Here is a 12,814-nt window from a genome sequence, read left to right as displayed (position 1 = left end):
TCATGAACCGCAGCCCATGCAGAAGGAAACTTAGGATGGCAAAAAGGATCGATCAACGAACGAACCGTCGACACCAGCATGCAGCGCTAAGCGCGACCTGCCTGGGGCTGCTGGTTATGTTAGGTGTCGGCATATGCGTTCAAGCCGCCCCCGCCCAGGTAGCGGCCTCCGGGATATCCGCAGTTTATCCCGTGAAGGTCAGTGATAATAAGCGCTATCTGGTAGACCAACGCGGCACCCCCTTCCTGATTGTCGGGGATACTCCGCAGGGCTTAATGTCGCGGCTTAGCGAAAAAGAGGCGGACGAATACTTTGCCAACCGCCAGGCACATGAATTTAATACGGTGGGGTGGATCGACGTAGCTTGTGCGGGCCATGATTTTCCCACTAATCTCGATGCCAGCACTCCTAACGGAATTCGCCCCTTCACGGGCTATCTACCGGGTGGGAAGGACTTCGCCCATTACGATCTAAGCAAGCCGAATGAAGCTTACTTTTCCCGTCTCGATAAGATAGTTGTCCTTGCCGGCAACCACGGGATTCTGGTCTTTATCGATCCGATCGAGACGATTGGTTGGCTTCCGACCCTTCGCAATAACGGACCGGCAGCCGCGAGGGCCTACGGAGAATATCTAGGTAGTCGTTATAAGAGGTTTCCTAATGTCGCCTGGCTCAACGGCAATGACTTCAATACCTGGAAAGATGTCCAAGATGATTCGCTGGTGCAGGCTGTGTCCAACGGAATTCGGACCACCGACCCGAAACATATTCAAACGGTGGAGCTAAATGTCTTCAACAGCTCGTCTTATGATGATCCCACCTGGGTGCCACTCGCCGAGATCAATAGCACCTATGCGTATTCACCTACCTATATCCAGATGCTTCACAGCTACAACCAGACTCCAGTTGCTCCGACCTATCTGGTTGAGGCACATTACGACCTGGAGGACGCCGGCAAGCCCCCGGACTACGGGTATCCTCCTGTGCTCAGGAGAGAAGAATACTGGACGATGTTGACCGGTGGTACTGGGCAGTTTTATGGCAACGCCTATACCTGGTCTTTCAAATCCGGATGGGAAACGCATCTTGACACCCCAGGCGTGATGCAGCTCACGATATGGAAGAAGTTCTTTGCCACACTGCCGTGGCAGGATCTTGTTCCCGATCAGGATCATTCGGTTCTGGTAGCCGGGATGGGAAACTACGGAGATCTTCGCACTCGCGTCAGTCAGGCTGAATACTCTACGGCCGCCAAAACGTCGGACGGTTCAATCGTAGTGGTTTACATGCCAACCGCAAGGTCGATCACCTTGAATATGGCGAGCTTAAAGGGGGCCGCGTATGCGCGATGGTTCGACCCAACAAATGGCAGATACACCACTATTCGTCCCGAGCCTTTCGAGAACCAGGGGATTCAACAATTTACTCCGCCAGCAAAAAACCACGACCGCGATAGCGATTGGGTGTTGGTTCTGAGTACGCAGAGAATATAGTTCGAAATGCTTAGAAAGCCGGTGAATTCTCAATGAAAGCGTTGTTACTGTCTCTTGTGCTATCCGTCGCTCGATTTAATGCGCAAACCGTCCAGGCGGATCCCGTCAATCCACACTACTATGACTTTCAGGGCAAGCCGACGTTGCTGATTACCTCTGCTGAGCATTATGGAGCGGTTATCAATGCAGATTTCGATTACCTAAAGTACTTTGACGCGCTACAAAAGTATGGGTTGAACTATACGCGTATTTACCCTGGCTATCTCTTCGAGCCAATGGGGAAGTTCGTGACTGGCAATACCCTGGGTGCGAAGCCGTCGGCGCTAATTCTTCCCTGGTCGCGAAGCAACCAGCCCGGTTACCTACTGTCCGGGAATAAGTTCGACCTCGATCATTGGAACCCTGCGTACTTCGCACGCTTGAAGGACTTCATTGCACAGGCGGCGAAGCGTGGGATTGTGGTGGAAATTTGTTTTTTCAACGGGCAATATTCGGATACCTGGCCACTCAGCCCGCTATACCATGAGAACAATATTCAGGGTGCCGGACGCGGTGGATTCAGAGACGCGCAGACGCTGAAAGATCCTGAGTTGGTCGCGCGAGAAGACGCCTATATTCGTAAGATCGTCACGGAAGTGAATGGATTTGATAACGTAATTCTCGAAGTGTGCGACGAGCCCGCGCTCTTCACTCCACTTGAGGAAGCCGGCCCATGGGTGGCCCATATGTTGGAGACCACCTACAAAGCCGAAGCCGGACTTCCTAACAAGCATCTGATTGGGCAGGAGGTACAGGGGCCGGTGAATGGTCCGGTCGATTTGTCGAGCAAACCTGCCAATTCAGTCATCGTTACGCAGTACGTATGGCACACCAGTGATGACGAGATGGGGGGCATGAAAGGTCTCACCTTCGAATACCTGCGCAACAAGCCGATCGAACAAAATGAGACCGAATACTACCCCCTGTATTCCGGCGATGCAGTCGCGGCATCAAGAGTGGAAGCCTGGGAGTTTATGGTTGGCGGGGGAGCGGGCTTCAATCAGCTGAACGGTTTGTACACAGTTGAAGATCCTGCCGGGAACACGCCTGACAACGCAAGGCTGCTAGGCTCGCTGCGTAACCTTAAGCTGTTTTTAGAGAGTTTCGACTTCGTCAAGACCGCTCCAGACAGGGGCTTTATCGTGAGCGGAATTGATCCTGATACCTCGTACCGAGGATTGAGCGAATACGGAAAGCAATACGCCCTCTATATCCATCATGGCGAAGGAGGCAGAGGGTCGGTCTATCTCGTCAAGCCCGGTCGCTACAAGGAAGACCTGGTCGCGAACCTGCCAGCCGGCAATTACAATGCGGAGTGGATCGACCCGGCCTCGTATGCGATCCTGGCCAGCACCAGCTTCAAGCATCCTGGCGGGCTTCGAACACTGACGACACCAACTTACGAGATCGACATAGCTCTGCGAATCAAGCGTCAATAGCGCGGCAGGTCAGCGTTGAAAGCAGCAGTGTTGCACGGCAGGCTTGATGGTCGGATTCAGGACATGCCCAATCCGCCTCCAGGTCAGCTTCAGGTCGATGTGGCCTGGTGCGGCATCTGCGCACCGATCTGCACGAGTATGCCGAGGGGCCTGTCTACCCGGGAAAACGTTACTACCAACGCACTCATTACGCGGGCAACTCGGCAGTGGGGGAAAAGCTATATCTCGCGATGCGCCATTCTCCTTGCTCGTTTTGGAAGGAGGAAAGTTCGTGAAACCGTGAAACGTGGCCGAAGAGCCCTTTCGAGTGGTGGCCGGTGTGAACAGTCCAGCGGACTCCGTACGTAGGCCCACTCTGGAGACATCTCCACCAACTCCTGGATCCTCGTTTCCATCCAAATTGGATGTGCTGGAAGGTGCCCTCATAATTTTGTCGGACGGCCTCCCTCCTGACGACGGTGGGCTGAAGGAACGGCAACATCACTGGATCGTCTGTATAAAGCGTGAGTGCTGCGTCGACATCGCTATGATTTAGCGCGTCGAAGTATCGGGCAATTGTCTTCTTGATCGCGGTCTCGTCGAACGTAGTAGAGAGAGTCATTGAGATGCCTTTCTGGAGTGAGGTTCCGGGTCGGAATCGTTCGCGAACACGTGCTTTCGGGGGCAGGCCATTTGGCCAGATGACCATTGCTGCTTTGTTCCACGCGACGACATCCCAGGTCGCGATCTTTATGAATGCCGGAGAGGGGCTGAGTTTATCCAATACACGTTGGAGTCTTGGTTCGATGCCGTCGGGCTGCTTGTAATGGCTTTCCGGCGCTCTGCCGAGCTCGATAAGAAACAGATGTTCGCGCTCCGCGTCAGTCAACAGCTCAACAGCAGCGCCTTCGCAAGATTGTCGAGTACTTCAGCCGATGGTGCTCCGCCCCGTCCTTGCTCCAGGCACATGTACCATGCCGAGCTGATGTTGGCTCGTTGGGCAACCTCTTCACGTCGCAAGCCGGGCGTCCTGCGGCGCGAAGATTTGAATCCAAGTGACGCAGGATCGAGCTTAGCCAGCCGATCTCGAAAGTAGCGTCCGAAAGGGTGGCCGGAGCTGCCAACGTTACTTTCAGATAACCATCTCTGAAAAGTGAAATATGACAACCCAGAGCGCGGCGACACCACGCAGACCGTCAAGCACCACACAATGGGGTTTTTGCCAAACCGCTGGTTCTATCTTCCCCACGGCTTTATCGCTTTATCCTACGACAGCAAGCAACATCTTCTCCTGGACTGAAGGCGTTCCGAGAAGAGCATCTCTTTGGCTGACGAGACTTCCGGACGCGTCCCGTATTCCCGCCATGGTTATCAGCAATGTTGAGCTTCGGATCACCGGAACAATGAAATACCGGCTGAAACGGTCGTTTCAGTAAGTATAGAAAAGAAGCGCCTGGATCTCTACAGTGTGCATGCAATACTAGCGGCATCATTACGTCTGATGTCGGTTCGTTAGATACTAGGTGAGGGATCGGACCGTTAACGAGCATGAAGGGCACCATATGACGAGGCTTCTTTCTTTACTCCTTCTGGCTTCCAGCATCAATGCTGCTTCACAGTCTGGAAAAAGCCACGGCCCAAATTGTGGTGGGGGTTGGCCCACGAGTATGGCTCAAACCTTGTTGAAGAACGATGGAATTTTGAAACCGGAAGTGATCGTTTCGTCAAAGACTAGGACCACCAGACTGGCATCTGAAAGGTTGAATACCGATCTCTGGCACCAAGTCTACCTGGTCACATTTGTGAGCCGCTCTGGTGATACTATTCAAGCAATCGTGTTGCATGATGCCTCCATGGAGGAGTGTTCAATGACTGGGGTCCAAGTATTCTTGGTTTCGAAGCGGCTCGATTCCGATCCCCAAAAGCGCTGAGCACACCATGTGTGCAATTTCCGTTGCACCTGATGACAAGATGCGGAATTACGATGGGCCAGCCAGCATCGCCAATGGTTACCTTTCACTCTAAGAGCGCTAACCGGCTGCGAAACGCTTCCTTGCTGAAGCTACGAACATTCGACACTTTCTGCACTACCGCCAGAATATACATCTTCTGGAGCCTACGTCTGCGATTGAAGACGAGATGTGCGAAGAACCTTTCCCGTAAATTTCGACGCTCGGAATTGAGAAGGGGTCATTCCGAACCTTGCGGAAAACGTACTGGTGAGATGCGCATGACTCGCAAAGCCTGATTCTGACGCAACAGTCGCAATAGTCTTGTTGCCTGCTAACAATGCCGCACGTGCACGTCGGAGACGCTGCTCAATAATGTATTGGGCTGGAGTCGTGCCAAATGCGTGGCGGAAGGCTTCGAGCAGCTCGTGCGATGTCATTTGTACTACGCTGGCCAGCTCGGTGAGCATGATGGATCCCTGCAGGTGATCCGCAATGAATTCTTTGAGAAGTTTTCTTTGATGAGCATTGAATTGATTGCGGGGGGTCAGCCGCCGAACCATATTGTATTTTCCCGGATATGTAGTGAAGAAGTGAAGCAACAGCGTATGACCAAGGCTCGCAGATGTCAAGGCGGACAGATCGTCGACATGCTGCGTCAGCTGTGCCAATCGCACTGCTGAACGATGAAGAAATGAGTCACTGTGGCCAATCTGATATGTTATCGGCCGAACATCGACGTTTCGTTCCGTCAACGCTGACAAGATTGTTTGGTCGAACTCAAGCTCCGCGTACCGGATGGTCCCCCCCAATGCTTCACTTTGATAGCTGTGGCCGGCGGGAATGATCCAGATGTCGCCAGCAAGTGGCAAACCAGGTGACAAGCCTTTCCCATTCAGCTCGGTCTCGATCCTACGAATCGGGCCACCTAGATGCACGATGACCGTGTGTTTTTCTCTTTTGATCGACCAAATGGTCTGTTGAGAGATGTTCTCGACTGTCCATGAGAACTTGCCTCCAGGCCAGTGAGACTGCGAGAGAGGTCTCCGCTCGCCGACCGACACGTCTGTCCATGTAGAAGAGTGGGGATCGAAAAGCATGAGTGAATGACACCTTTCGGGTGATCTCTTATCCCCATAATTCTAGCGGAGATTTTGAAAGGTGCCGTGGAGATTCTGAAAGACAGCGAGCCCTGATTTGTCCGAAAATCTGTTGACGCGCGAAAGTGAGTGGTGAGCATCGCTCAGCGTCCCAGCCAGACGTATTTCATAGTGCACTGCTTGGAAACTGCAGAGACAGATACTTACGTAATCACCATATATAAGGAGCTTCGACGAATGGCTAATCAGAAATTGAATGGCAAAGTCGCCCTCGTCGCCGGAGGAGCTAAAAATCTTGGCGGTCTCGTGAGCAGGGAGCTGGCGGATTTAGGGGCAAAGGTAGCGGTTCACTACAACAGCGCAGCCACTCAAACAGCGGCTGACGAGACCATCGCCTATATCGAAGATTCTGGTAGTGAAGCTTTTTCGATTCGAGCCGATCTCACCAAGTCTGGCGAGATTGCCCGCGTTTTTGATGAAACGATAAATCGCTTCGGTGGAATTGACGTCGCCGTAAACACGACTGGAATGGTGATCAAGAAGCCGATTGAGGATTGCACAGAAAAAGACTATGACAATATCTTTGCGATTAATTCAAAAATCGCGTTTTTCTTTATGCAAGCTGCTGGCAAGAAATTGAATGAACGAGGAAAGATCATCACCATCGTGACCTCGTTGCTCGCTGCGTACACGGACTCCTACGCGATTTATCCAGGTAGCAAGGCACCGATCGAGCACTTCACCCGCGCCGCTTCGAAAGAATTTGGAGTACGAGGCATTTCTGTAAACTCGATTGGACCTGGGCCCATGGAGACTCCATTCTTCTACGGTCAAGAGACGAAGGAGTCAGCTGCCTACAATCAAAACGCCGCGGCGTTGAGCAAATACACGAAGACTGGCCTGACAGACCTTGCCGATATCGCGCCGGTCGTCACTTTTCTAGCTACGGACGGCTGGTGGATCACAGGCCAGACCATTTTTGCAAATGGTGGCTATACGACCAGATGAACCACGACTTTCCCGCTGATCTCCGCGAGATCAGCGGTGCACTATCCTTTCTCACCGCACGACACGAATACCTCTACGAATCGACTTAGTTCCCAATGTGAGACAAGGATTTGGCTATGTTGTCCTCGAAGCACTTTCTACATACCTTTACCTTCCTGATTCTCTGGGCTTGCACGGTGGGCTTCGCTCACTCGCAGAGTCCGGTTAGCGCCCCCGCCAATGTAGACGCTGCCGCGGCTGGAGGCTACTTAGTACCGCCAAGGACTGTGCTCCAGATTCGGCTCACCCAGAACATCTCCTCATTTGGCAGTAAGCCCGGAACTCCCGTCTCGGCGATCCTGATTTCTCCAGTCGAAATCGACGGAAAGATTGTCCTTCCTCTGGAATCCGACCTACATGGAACGTTGGCGGCAGTGGGTCGGGTGGGAGTCGGGTTCGGATCGGAGACTGCATCCCTCGATCTCAAGTGGGAGACCATCACCGTCCCGGGCGGCCAACCGCAGACAATCAATGCGCTCGTCTCGGAGCTGAACAATTCACGAGAGACCGTCGATCTGCAAGGCAAAATTCATGGCATTCGTGCGACGGCGACCGCCTCTAAGATCATTAGCGGCTTCGCTATCTCCGCCGCCAGCTTCGACCCGATGTCGCAGCTCTTTGCTGCATCCGCCAGCGTCAGCGCCTTCCGCATTCCGGAGTCCGAAATCATTCTCCCGGCCGGCACGGAACTCCACCTCACCTTGCATGCTCCGCTGAACGTTTCAACGGTTTTTCCCAATCCGTCACCCGCTCTGTCAAACCCATCGCAGGTGACCGAACTTACGGGCATAGTTCGTCCGCTGCCTTTTCGTACGACGACCGTTTCGCCCGTTTTCGAGTCGGATCTTGTCTCTCTGCTTTATATCGGTCAGCAGGATGCAATCGAGCGTGCATTCGCCGCCGCAGGATGGAGCGCCTCTGACTCTCTCAATGCACAGTCCAGTTTTGGCGTCATGCGGTCAGTCATAGAAGACCAAGGCTACAAAGAGGGCCCTGTCTCGACGCTACTTTTGGACGGCAAACAGCCCGCGGCGACTTTTTCGAAGTCTCTCGACACGTTTTTTAAACGCGACCATCTGCGGATCTATGCGCAGACAGGAACCTTTGACGGTGAGCCCCTCTTCTCCTCCACCGCGACGCACGACTCCGGTATAGGCATAGACAAGAAAAACAAGCGGCTGATTCATCTGATTGACGAAAACATCGACCAGGAAAGAAGTAAGGTCATCGATGACCTACTGCTAACCGGATGCGTTGATGGGGTCAGCTATCTGGACCGACCATGGGTTCCACTCGACGCAAAGAACGCAACCGGGGATAAGCTCACGACCGACGGCCGGATCGCGATTGTGCGCATGAACAGCTGCAGCTCCCCTGTCCGCGCCGACACACCAGCGGCAGCTGCACCCATGGTGCAAACCAAGGCCCCCTTGACCGAACGCGTTGGCCGGGATTTCATCCTCTATATGAGGGATGATTTCCTGCGCGGCAACATCGTTTACCAGGGCTACGCCGGAACGAAGATGCTGATTAATTTGCGTAAGAAACCCGAGGGACCGACCGACCCGCTGCAGCCTAAGGTTCTTAATATAGCGGGGGAAGAATATGAGGTCGTATCGAGACCTGGGGCAAGCTCGTCAAAAGGCGGCCTCAAAGACGCTGGCTTTTCGACTCCCTCCTATCACCTCCCCGGTGTTGAGCGAACCTATAAGACCCGGCTTAATTTCAGCGTCAGCGGTGGCTACTCTCGGTTCGGCAACTCCGCTTTCTCGACTCAGAACCTTGTGTATAACTTGGACGAACCGCCTCCCTACGGTGGTCCTTTCAACTCGGCGAATATCAACCAGCTTCACACCGGCTGGAACATCTCGGTGAATTCGACTCTGGACTCCTGGAAATACATCTCCAACGAGTTTGGCTACAGCTACAACCAGGCTCCATTAACCATCACCGAAGTGGTTACCGGCAATCCGCTCTTCAACGGCGCTAGCGTAGTTTATTTTGACGGCCAGGTGCGTCAGTTCACCTACAACGTGCTAATTCATCCAACTCCGAACGGAAAGCGCTTCCGCCCATACGTGTCTATCGGGCCGGACTTTCAGTTGATTCGCCTCTCGGATTCCAAGCCTTCTAAGAATGCCATCTTGAAGTTTACGGTGAAGGATGTAGGAATCATCGTCGACGCCTACAACTTCGGTTCAAAGCCACCGCTCGAGGGCGGTGGAATCTTCCAGTCCGGCCTTCAGTACGGAGCCGGTTTCAAGTATCAAGTCACGCCGCGATGGTTTATCTGCAGTGACTTCAAGGAGACGCTCTCGCCGCAGCCCAACTGGTGGAAGAAATCGCTGCCCGATCTCGAAACTATTCTTGGTCCTGGCGTCCTTACAGTTGCACCGGGTACATACCAAAGTGCGGGACCACTTCGACAACAGCGCTTTTCTGCTGGCTTTGGAGTTTCGTTTTGAAAGTTGCTTGTGAAAATTCTGTTGGACATAAAGGAGGATGTGATGATTCGTTACACGACAGGACTTCTTGCGTACTGCCTGCTTGTTTTCAGTGGGATCGAAAGCGGCGCCCACGCACAATCGGGAGTCTCACCGGTCGCAGGAGCCAATTGCTCTGACTATACGGGAACCAAGAGCGACACAGCGAAGCAAGACGTCTTTTTTGCCTACATCGCTGGCTATGCCAGCGCGACAAACCCTAATGCTGGAGTCGATCTGCCAGCAGCTGCACTCAGCGATAGTGCGCGGAATGTGCAGGAATGGTGCCGGCAAAATCCCGGTCGGCGATTCGCGGAGGGCGTCGGCGTCATTCTGGGAACCAGTCATGTGAGTCAGAACTCTGCGCCTCCGCCAGCATCTTCGGGCCCAACCTCTTGCCGGGTTGGCCCGACCGATGGCTGTTCTGGATGCAGTGTCAGTTGCGACGGTGGGAAACAGGCCACCTGCAAACAAGGATCGGACTTCGCCAAGTTGAGCGACCGCCCTGCCCAATGTGCATGGCAGGCGAAATGTTTTTGCAAGTAGGAGATATTGGCAGTGGCAAGACGCAATAGGTGGCTAATCACATGGCCAAGAACCTGGAGGCAGATCATGTTCGCTTTTAGAAACTGCAAAGCCGTCTCAGTCATGCTTTTGTGGACTGCTGTCGGTCTCACAGCTCAGGACGCAAGTCGATTGGGCCAGGCGGATGCCCGACTTAACCAAATCTATCAGGAGCGGGTGGCTCAACTACGCAATGACTCCTCAGCAGTGAGTGCGTTGCGGGATCAAGAACGGGGTTGGATCAAGGAACGTGACGCGAAATGCAACAAGGATGTGAGCTGCCTGGCGCAAGCGACGACAGCTCGGGTCGATGAGCTTCAGCAACAGATCGCCCAGAACGGTTCTCAAACAAACGCAGGCTCTCCAAAGACGAGCTCACCAATCCCACGTCAACTCTGGGGGAAATGGACAATCGGCAAAGTCTTGCCGACGCAGAATGTGAGTTGCTGGGATCAAAAGCAGGCCAACGCTCTCGTTGGCACCACCTTGAAATACCGCGCAGACTCTTTCGCGTGGAATGGCAAGACGATCAGCAATTCGGGAAGCACGACGAGCACGGTGCAAAGGAAAGATTTTGCTGCTGACAACAGCGGAAGTGCCGGATCGGTAGACTTCCACCAACTGGGCATCAATTCAACGACTGTACAGCAAATCGAAATACAGCACCCTGATGCATCCGTGTATGACAAATCGGCTGAATGTTGTGCTGCCGTTCCGGGCGAGACGGTGATGCTTACGGGCCAAAACAGCCTCGTCTTTGGCGTCTGTGGCGTTTACTACCGCGCTTCTCGCACGGCTCAAGGCAAGAGTTGATCTACTTCGCTGCTCAGTAGAGCGATTCGGAAACCGCTCTACTAATAAGAGTTCATGCAGGGTCAGGAGCTGACGAACATCGTTCTGCCGGATGCCGGCCTGAAGCGGAACACTATGTCGGAGAAAACACCAACACCAGCGCGGTTGGAAGCATTTTCGGATGGTGTGATTGCAGTCATCATCACCGTCATGGTGCTGGAGATCAAGGTCCCCCATGCCGAGGGTTTCGAAGGCCTACGGACTCTCACACCTGGTCTGTCTGTGTACCTGATGTCATTTGGCTTCACCGGTATTTACTGGTTGAATCACCAGCACATCATCCGACGTACCGAGCGCGCTGACCACTCGCTGCAGATTGCCAACCTTGGATTCCTTTTCTGTTTATCGCTGCTACCGCTCAGCACCGCTTACGTCGTGGAAAAGCAACTGTCCGGTTTTGCTGTCTCGTTTTATGCTACCTCACTGCTCATCGTCGCGTTATCTTTCATGTGGGTTCGTCTCGCATTGCACGGGATATTGAGCGGTCGGGACGAGGTCACTGACGAAGACCGGAGAGGGCTACGAAATCACGTTGTCAGCATATGTTTGTACTTCAGTAGCGCCGTGTTGGCGCCCTTCTTTCCTAAACTAATCCTTTGCTTTATTGCTCTTTTAACGTTCATATGGACGCTGCCCAATCTTTCGCTGACTCAGGTAAGACAGCAACGACGCTAAACACCTTCTGGAAGGTAATTGCATGCATACACTGAAAGTTCTCTTGTCCGGCTTGGCCCTGCTAGCGGTCTGCTTATTCGTCGGTCGCTTAGCTGCGTCGTCAAGAGGGATGGTGATTGCGTCTCTGATCTTCATTCCGATCTGGCTTGTAGCGGCCGGCGTGAACTTTTATGTCGGAGTATGCAGAGCCGGATATTCGTTTCATGAAGAGCTTCCAGTCTTCTTGCTAGCATTTCTGCTTCCGACGCTCATCGCAGTCATACTCTATGGGAAACTCTCCGTTAAATAGGGGGCTCTGTTGCAAGATTAAAGTCAAGACGCAGAGCGTTCGAGGCGTTTCCCCGCCGTGGGTCAAGCAGTCTGAAGTGTGGGTTTTTCATCGATGAGCGCAACGGCCTCCGCGGGAGCACAAGCGCCAATGCCGAAACCGCGTTCGACGATGCGCACCTCGCCGCAGATGTCACGCGTGAGATTGAAGACTGCCGCCTGGCCCTTCCGTAGGCACGCATTACCTCAAACCCTCTGATCGTCGCATAAGCAGTCTTCAGTGTCTTAAAACCTCGTACTGGACGGATGAGTTGCTTCAGCTTGCCATGATCGGCCTCGATGACGTTGTTCAAGTACTTGACCTGTCGATGCATCGTTGTCTGAGGACATTTGCCTTCGGCCTTCAGTTCTTCAGTTCTGAGATCGCAACACCATAGGCCGTCGCTTTGTCCGTATTGATCACCATTGGCTTCTCCCAGTCCTTCAGTCCTTCAAACCGTTCAGGGCCTTGCCGAGGAAGCGTTTAGCCGCTTTGGCGTTCCGTGTTGGCGAAAGATAGAAATCGATCGTTTCCCCCTGCTTGTCCAACGCCCGGTAGAGATAGGTCCACTGGCCGCGAACTTTCACGTACGTCTCATCGACTCGCCAGCTCGTGGATTGTGGGCGCCGCCACTGCCAGCGCAGCCGTTTCTCTATCTCAGGCGCATACCTTTGAACCCAGCGGTAGATGGTGGAATGATCGACGCTCACGCCACGTTCGCCCATCATCTGCTCGATGTCCGGATAGCTGATGCCATACCGACAGTACCAGCGCACCGCCCAAAGGACCGCTCCTTCAAATTGACGCCATTTAAAATCTGACATGTCTAAGCTCCGCTCGCGTTCAGCTCATTCTCACGACACATCAAAAACTAATGAGATGGTCCG

10 protein-coding genes and 2 pseudogenes are annotated in these 12,814 nt (G+C 53.4%); 8 read left to right on the top strand and 4 right to left on the bottom strand.

What is annotated here, in order from left to right:
* Positions 1–35 precede the first annotated feature (35 nt).
* Both ACPOL_RS32160 and ACPOL_RS32155 read left to right on the top strand, forming a co-directional pair.
* Entirely contained in the window at positions 36–1,493 is a 1,458-nt protein-coding gene (locus ACPOL_RS32160) for a glycoside hydrolase family 140 protein (RefSeq protein WP_161557702.1), read from the top strand.
* Between the two features lie 32 nt (positions 1,494–1,525).
* The gene (locus ACPOL_RS32155) at positions 1,526–2,971 is read left to right on the top strand and encodes a hypothetical protein (protein ID WP_114211437.1); all 1,446 of its coding nucleotides are present in this window, start codon (positions 1,526–1,528) and stop codon (positions 2,969–2,971) included.
* Between the two features lie 187 nt (positions 2,972–3,158).
* Here the strand turns inward: ACPOL_RS32155 and ACPOL_RS35830 are convergent, their stop codons facing one another.
* The 3 genes and pseudogenes from ACPOL_RS35830 to ACPOL_RS33865 form a co-directional block, all read right to left on the bottom strand.
* Positions 3,159–3,572: a YybH family protein gene (locus tag ACPOL_RS35830; RefSeq protein ID WP_338026822.1), complete on the bottom strand. Its 414-nt coding sequence runs from the start codon at positions 3,570–3,572 to the stop codon at positions 3,159–3,161.
* Between the two features lie 48 nt (positions 3,573–3,620).
* A pseudogene (locus ACPOL_RS32150) lies at positions 3,621–4,030 on the bottom strand (helix-turn-helix domain-containing protein); the annotation flags it as partial.
* A gap of 1,036 nt (positions 4,031–5,066) precedes the next feature.
* Positions 5,067–5,570 carry a helix-turn-helix domain-containing protein gene (locus tag ACPOL_RS33865; protein WP_161557701.1) on the bottom strand — a complete coding sequence of 168 codons (504 nt, stop codon included), beginning with the start codon at positions 5,568–5,570 and terminating at the stop codon, positions 5,067–5,069.
* Between the two features lie 666 nt (positions 5,571–6,236).
* Between ACPOL_RS33865 and ACPOL_RS32135 the strand changes: the two genes are divergently transcribed.
* The 6 genes from ACPOL_RS32135 (at position 6,237) to ACPOL_RS32110 (ending at position 11,909) form a co-directional block, all read left to right on the top strand.
* Positions 6,237–7,007 (top strand): SDR family oxidoreductase, encoded by a 771-nt coding sequence (locus ACPOL_RS32135; protein WP_114211435.1) that lies wholly within the window; start codon positions 6,237–6,239, stop codon positions 7,005–7,007.
* A gap of 116 nt (positions 7,008–7,123) precedes the next feature.
* Positions 7,124–9,511 (top strand): LssY C-terminal domain-containing protein, encoded by a 2,388-nt coding sequence (locus tag ACPOL_RS32130; RefSeq protein WP_114211434.1) that lies wholly within the window; start codon positions 7,124–7,126, stop codon positions 9,509–9,511.
* A gap of 42 nt (positions 9,512–9,553) precedes the next feature.
* Positions 9,554–10,075 carry a hypothetical protein gene (locus ACPOL_RS32125; RefSeq protein WP_114211433.1) on the top strand — a complete coding sequence of 174 codons (522 nt, stop codon included), beginning with the start codon at positions 9,554–9,556 and terminating at the stop codon, positions 10,073–10,075.
* 66 nt (positions 10,076–10,141) lie between these two features.
* Complete coding sequence (locus ACPOL_RS32120; RefSeq protein ID WP_114211432.1) at positions 10,142–10,906, top strand: lysozyme inhibitor LprI family protein; 765 nt, start codon at positions 10,142–10,144, stop codon at positions 10,904–10,906.
* Positions 10,907–10,960: 54 nt separating this feature from the next.
* Positions 10,961–11,620 carry a TMEM175 family protein gene (locus ACPOL_RS32115; protein ID WP_236657624.1) on the top strand — a complete coding sequence of 220 codons (660 nt, stop codon included), beginning with the start codon at positions 10,961–10,963 and terminating at the stop codon, positions 11,618–11,620.
* 22 nt (positions 11,621–11,642) lie between these two features.
* Positions 11,643–11,909: a hypothetical protein gene (locus ACPOL_RS32110; RefSeq protein WP_114211431.1), complete on the top strand. Its 267-nt coding sequence runs from the start codon at positions 11,643–11,645 to the stop codon at positions 11,907–11,909.
* Positions 11,910–11,971: 62 nt separating this feature from the next.
* Here ACPOL_RS32110 and ACPOL_RS32105 read toward each other — a convergent pair.
* Positions 11,972–12,751, bottom strand: a pseudogene (locus ACPOL_RS32105) (IS6 family transposase).
* Positions 12,752–12,814: the final 63 nt, after the last annotated feature.

Source organism: Acidisarcina polymorpha (genome assembly GCF_003330725.1).
Classification (GTDB): Bacteria; Acidobacteriota; Terriglobia; order Terriglobales; family Acidobacteriaceae; genus Acidisarcina; species Acidisarcina polymorpha.
This window is presented reverse-complemented; position numbering and strand designations above follow the sequence as displayed.

Bases quoted from the DNA above. Each gene is read 5' to 3' on its own strand.
- ACPOL_RS32160 (WP_161557702.1), top strand. From the start codon at position 36: ATGGCAAAAAGGATCGATCAACGAACGAACCGTCGACACCAGCATGCA.
- ACPOL_RS32155 (WP_114211437.1), top strand. From the start codon at position 1,526: ATGAAAGCGTTGTTACTGTCTCTTGTGCTATCCGTCGCTCGATTTAAT.
- ACPOL_RS35830 (WP_338026822.1), bottom strand. From the start codon at position 3,572: ATGACTCTCTCTACTACGTTCGACGAGACCGCGATCAAGAAGACAATT.
- ACPOL_RS32135 (WP_114211435.1), top strand. From the start codon at position 6,237: ATGGCTAATCAGAAATTGAATGGCAAAGTCGCCCTCGTCGCCGGAGGA.
- ACPOL_RS32130 (WP_114211434.1), top strand. From the start codon at position 7,124: ATGTTGTCCTCGAAGCACTTTCTACATACCTTTACCTTCCTGATTCTC.
- ACPOL_RS32125 (WP_114211433.1), top strand. From the start codon at position 9,554: ATGATTCGTTACACGACAGGACTTCTTGCGTACTGCCTGCTTGTTTTC.
- ACPOL_RS32120 (WP_114211432.1), top strand. From the start codon at position 10,142: ATGTTCGCTTTTAGAAACTGCAAAGCCGTCTCAGTCATGCTTTTGTGG.
- ACPOL_RS32115 (WP_236657624.1), top strand. From the start codon at position 10,961: ATGCAGGGTCAGGAGCTGACGAACATCGTTCTGCCGGATGCCGGCCTG.
- ACPOL_RS32110 (WP_114211431.1), top strand. From the start codon at position 11,643: ATGCATACACTGAAAGTTCTCTTGTCCGGCTTGGCCCTGCTAGCGGTC.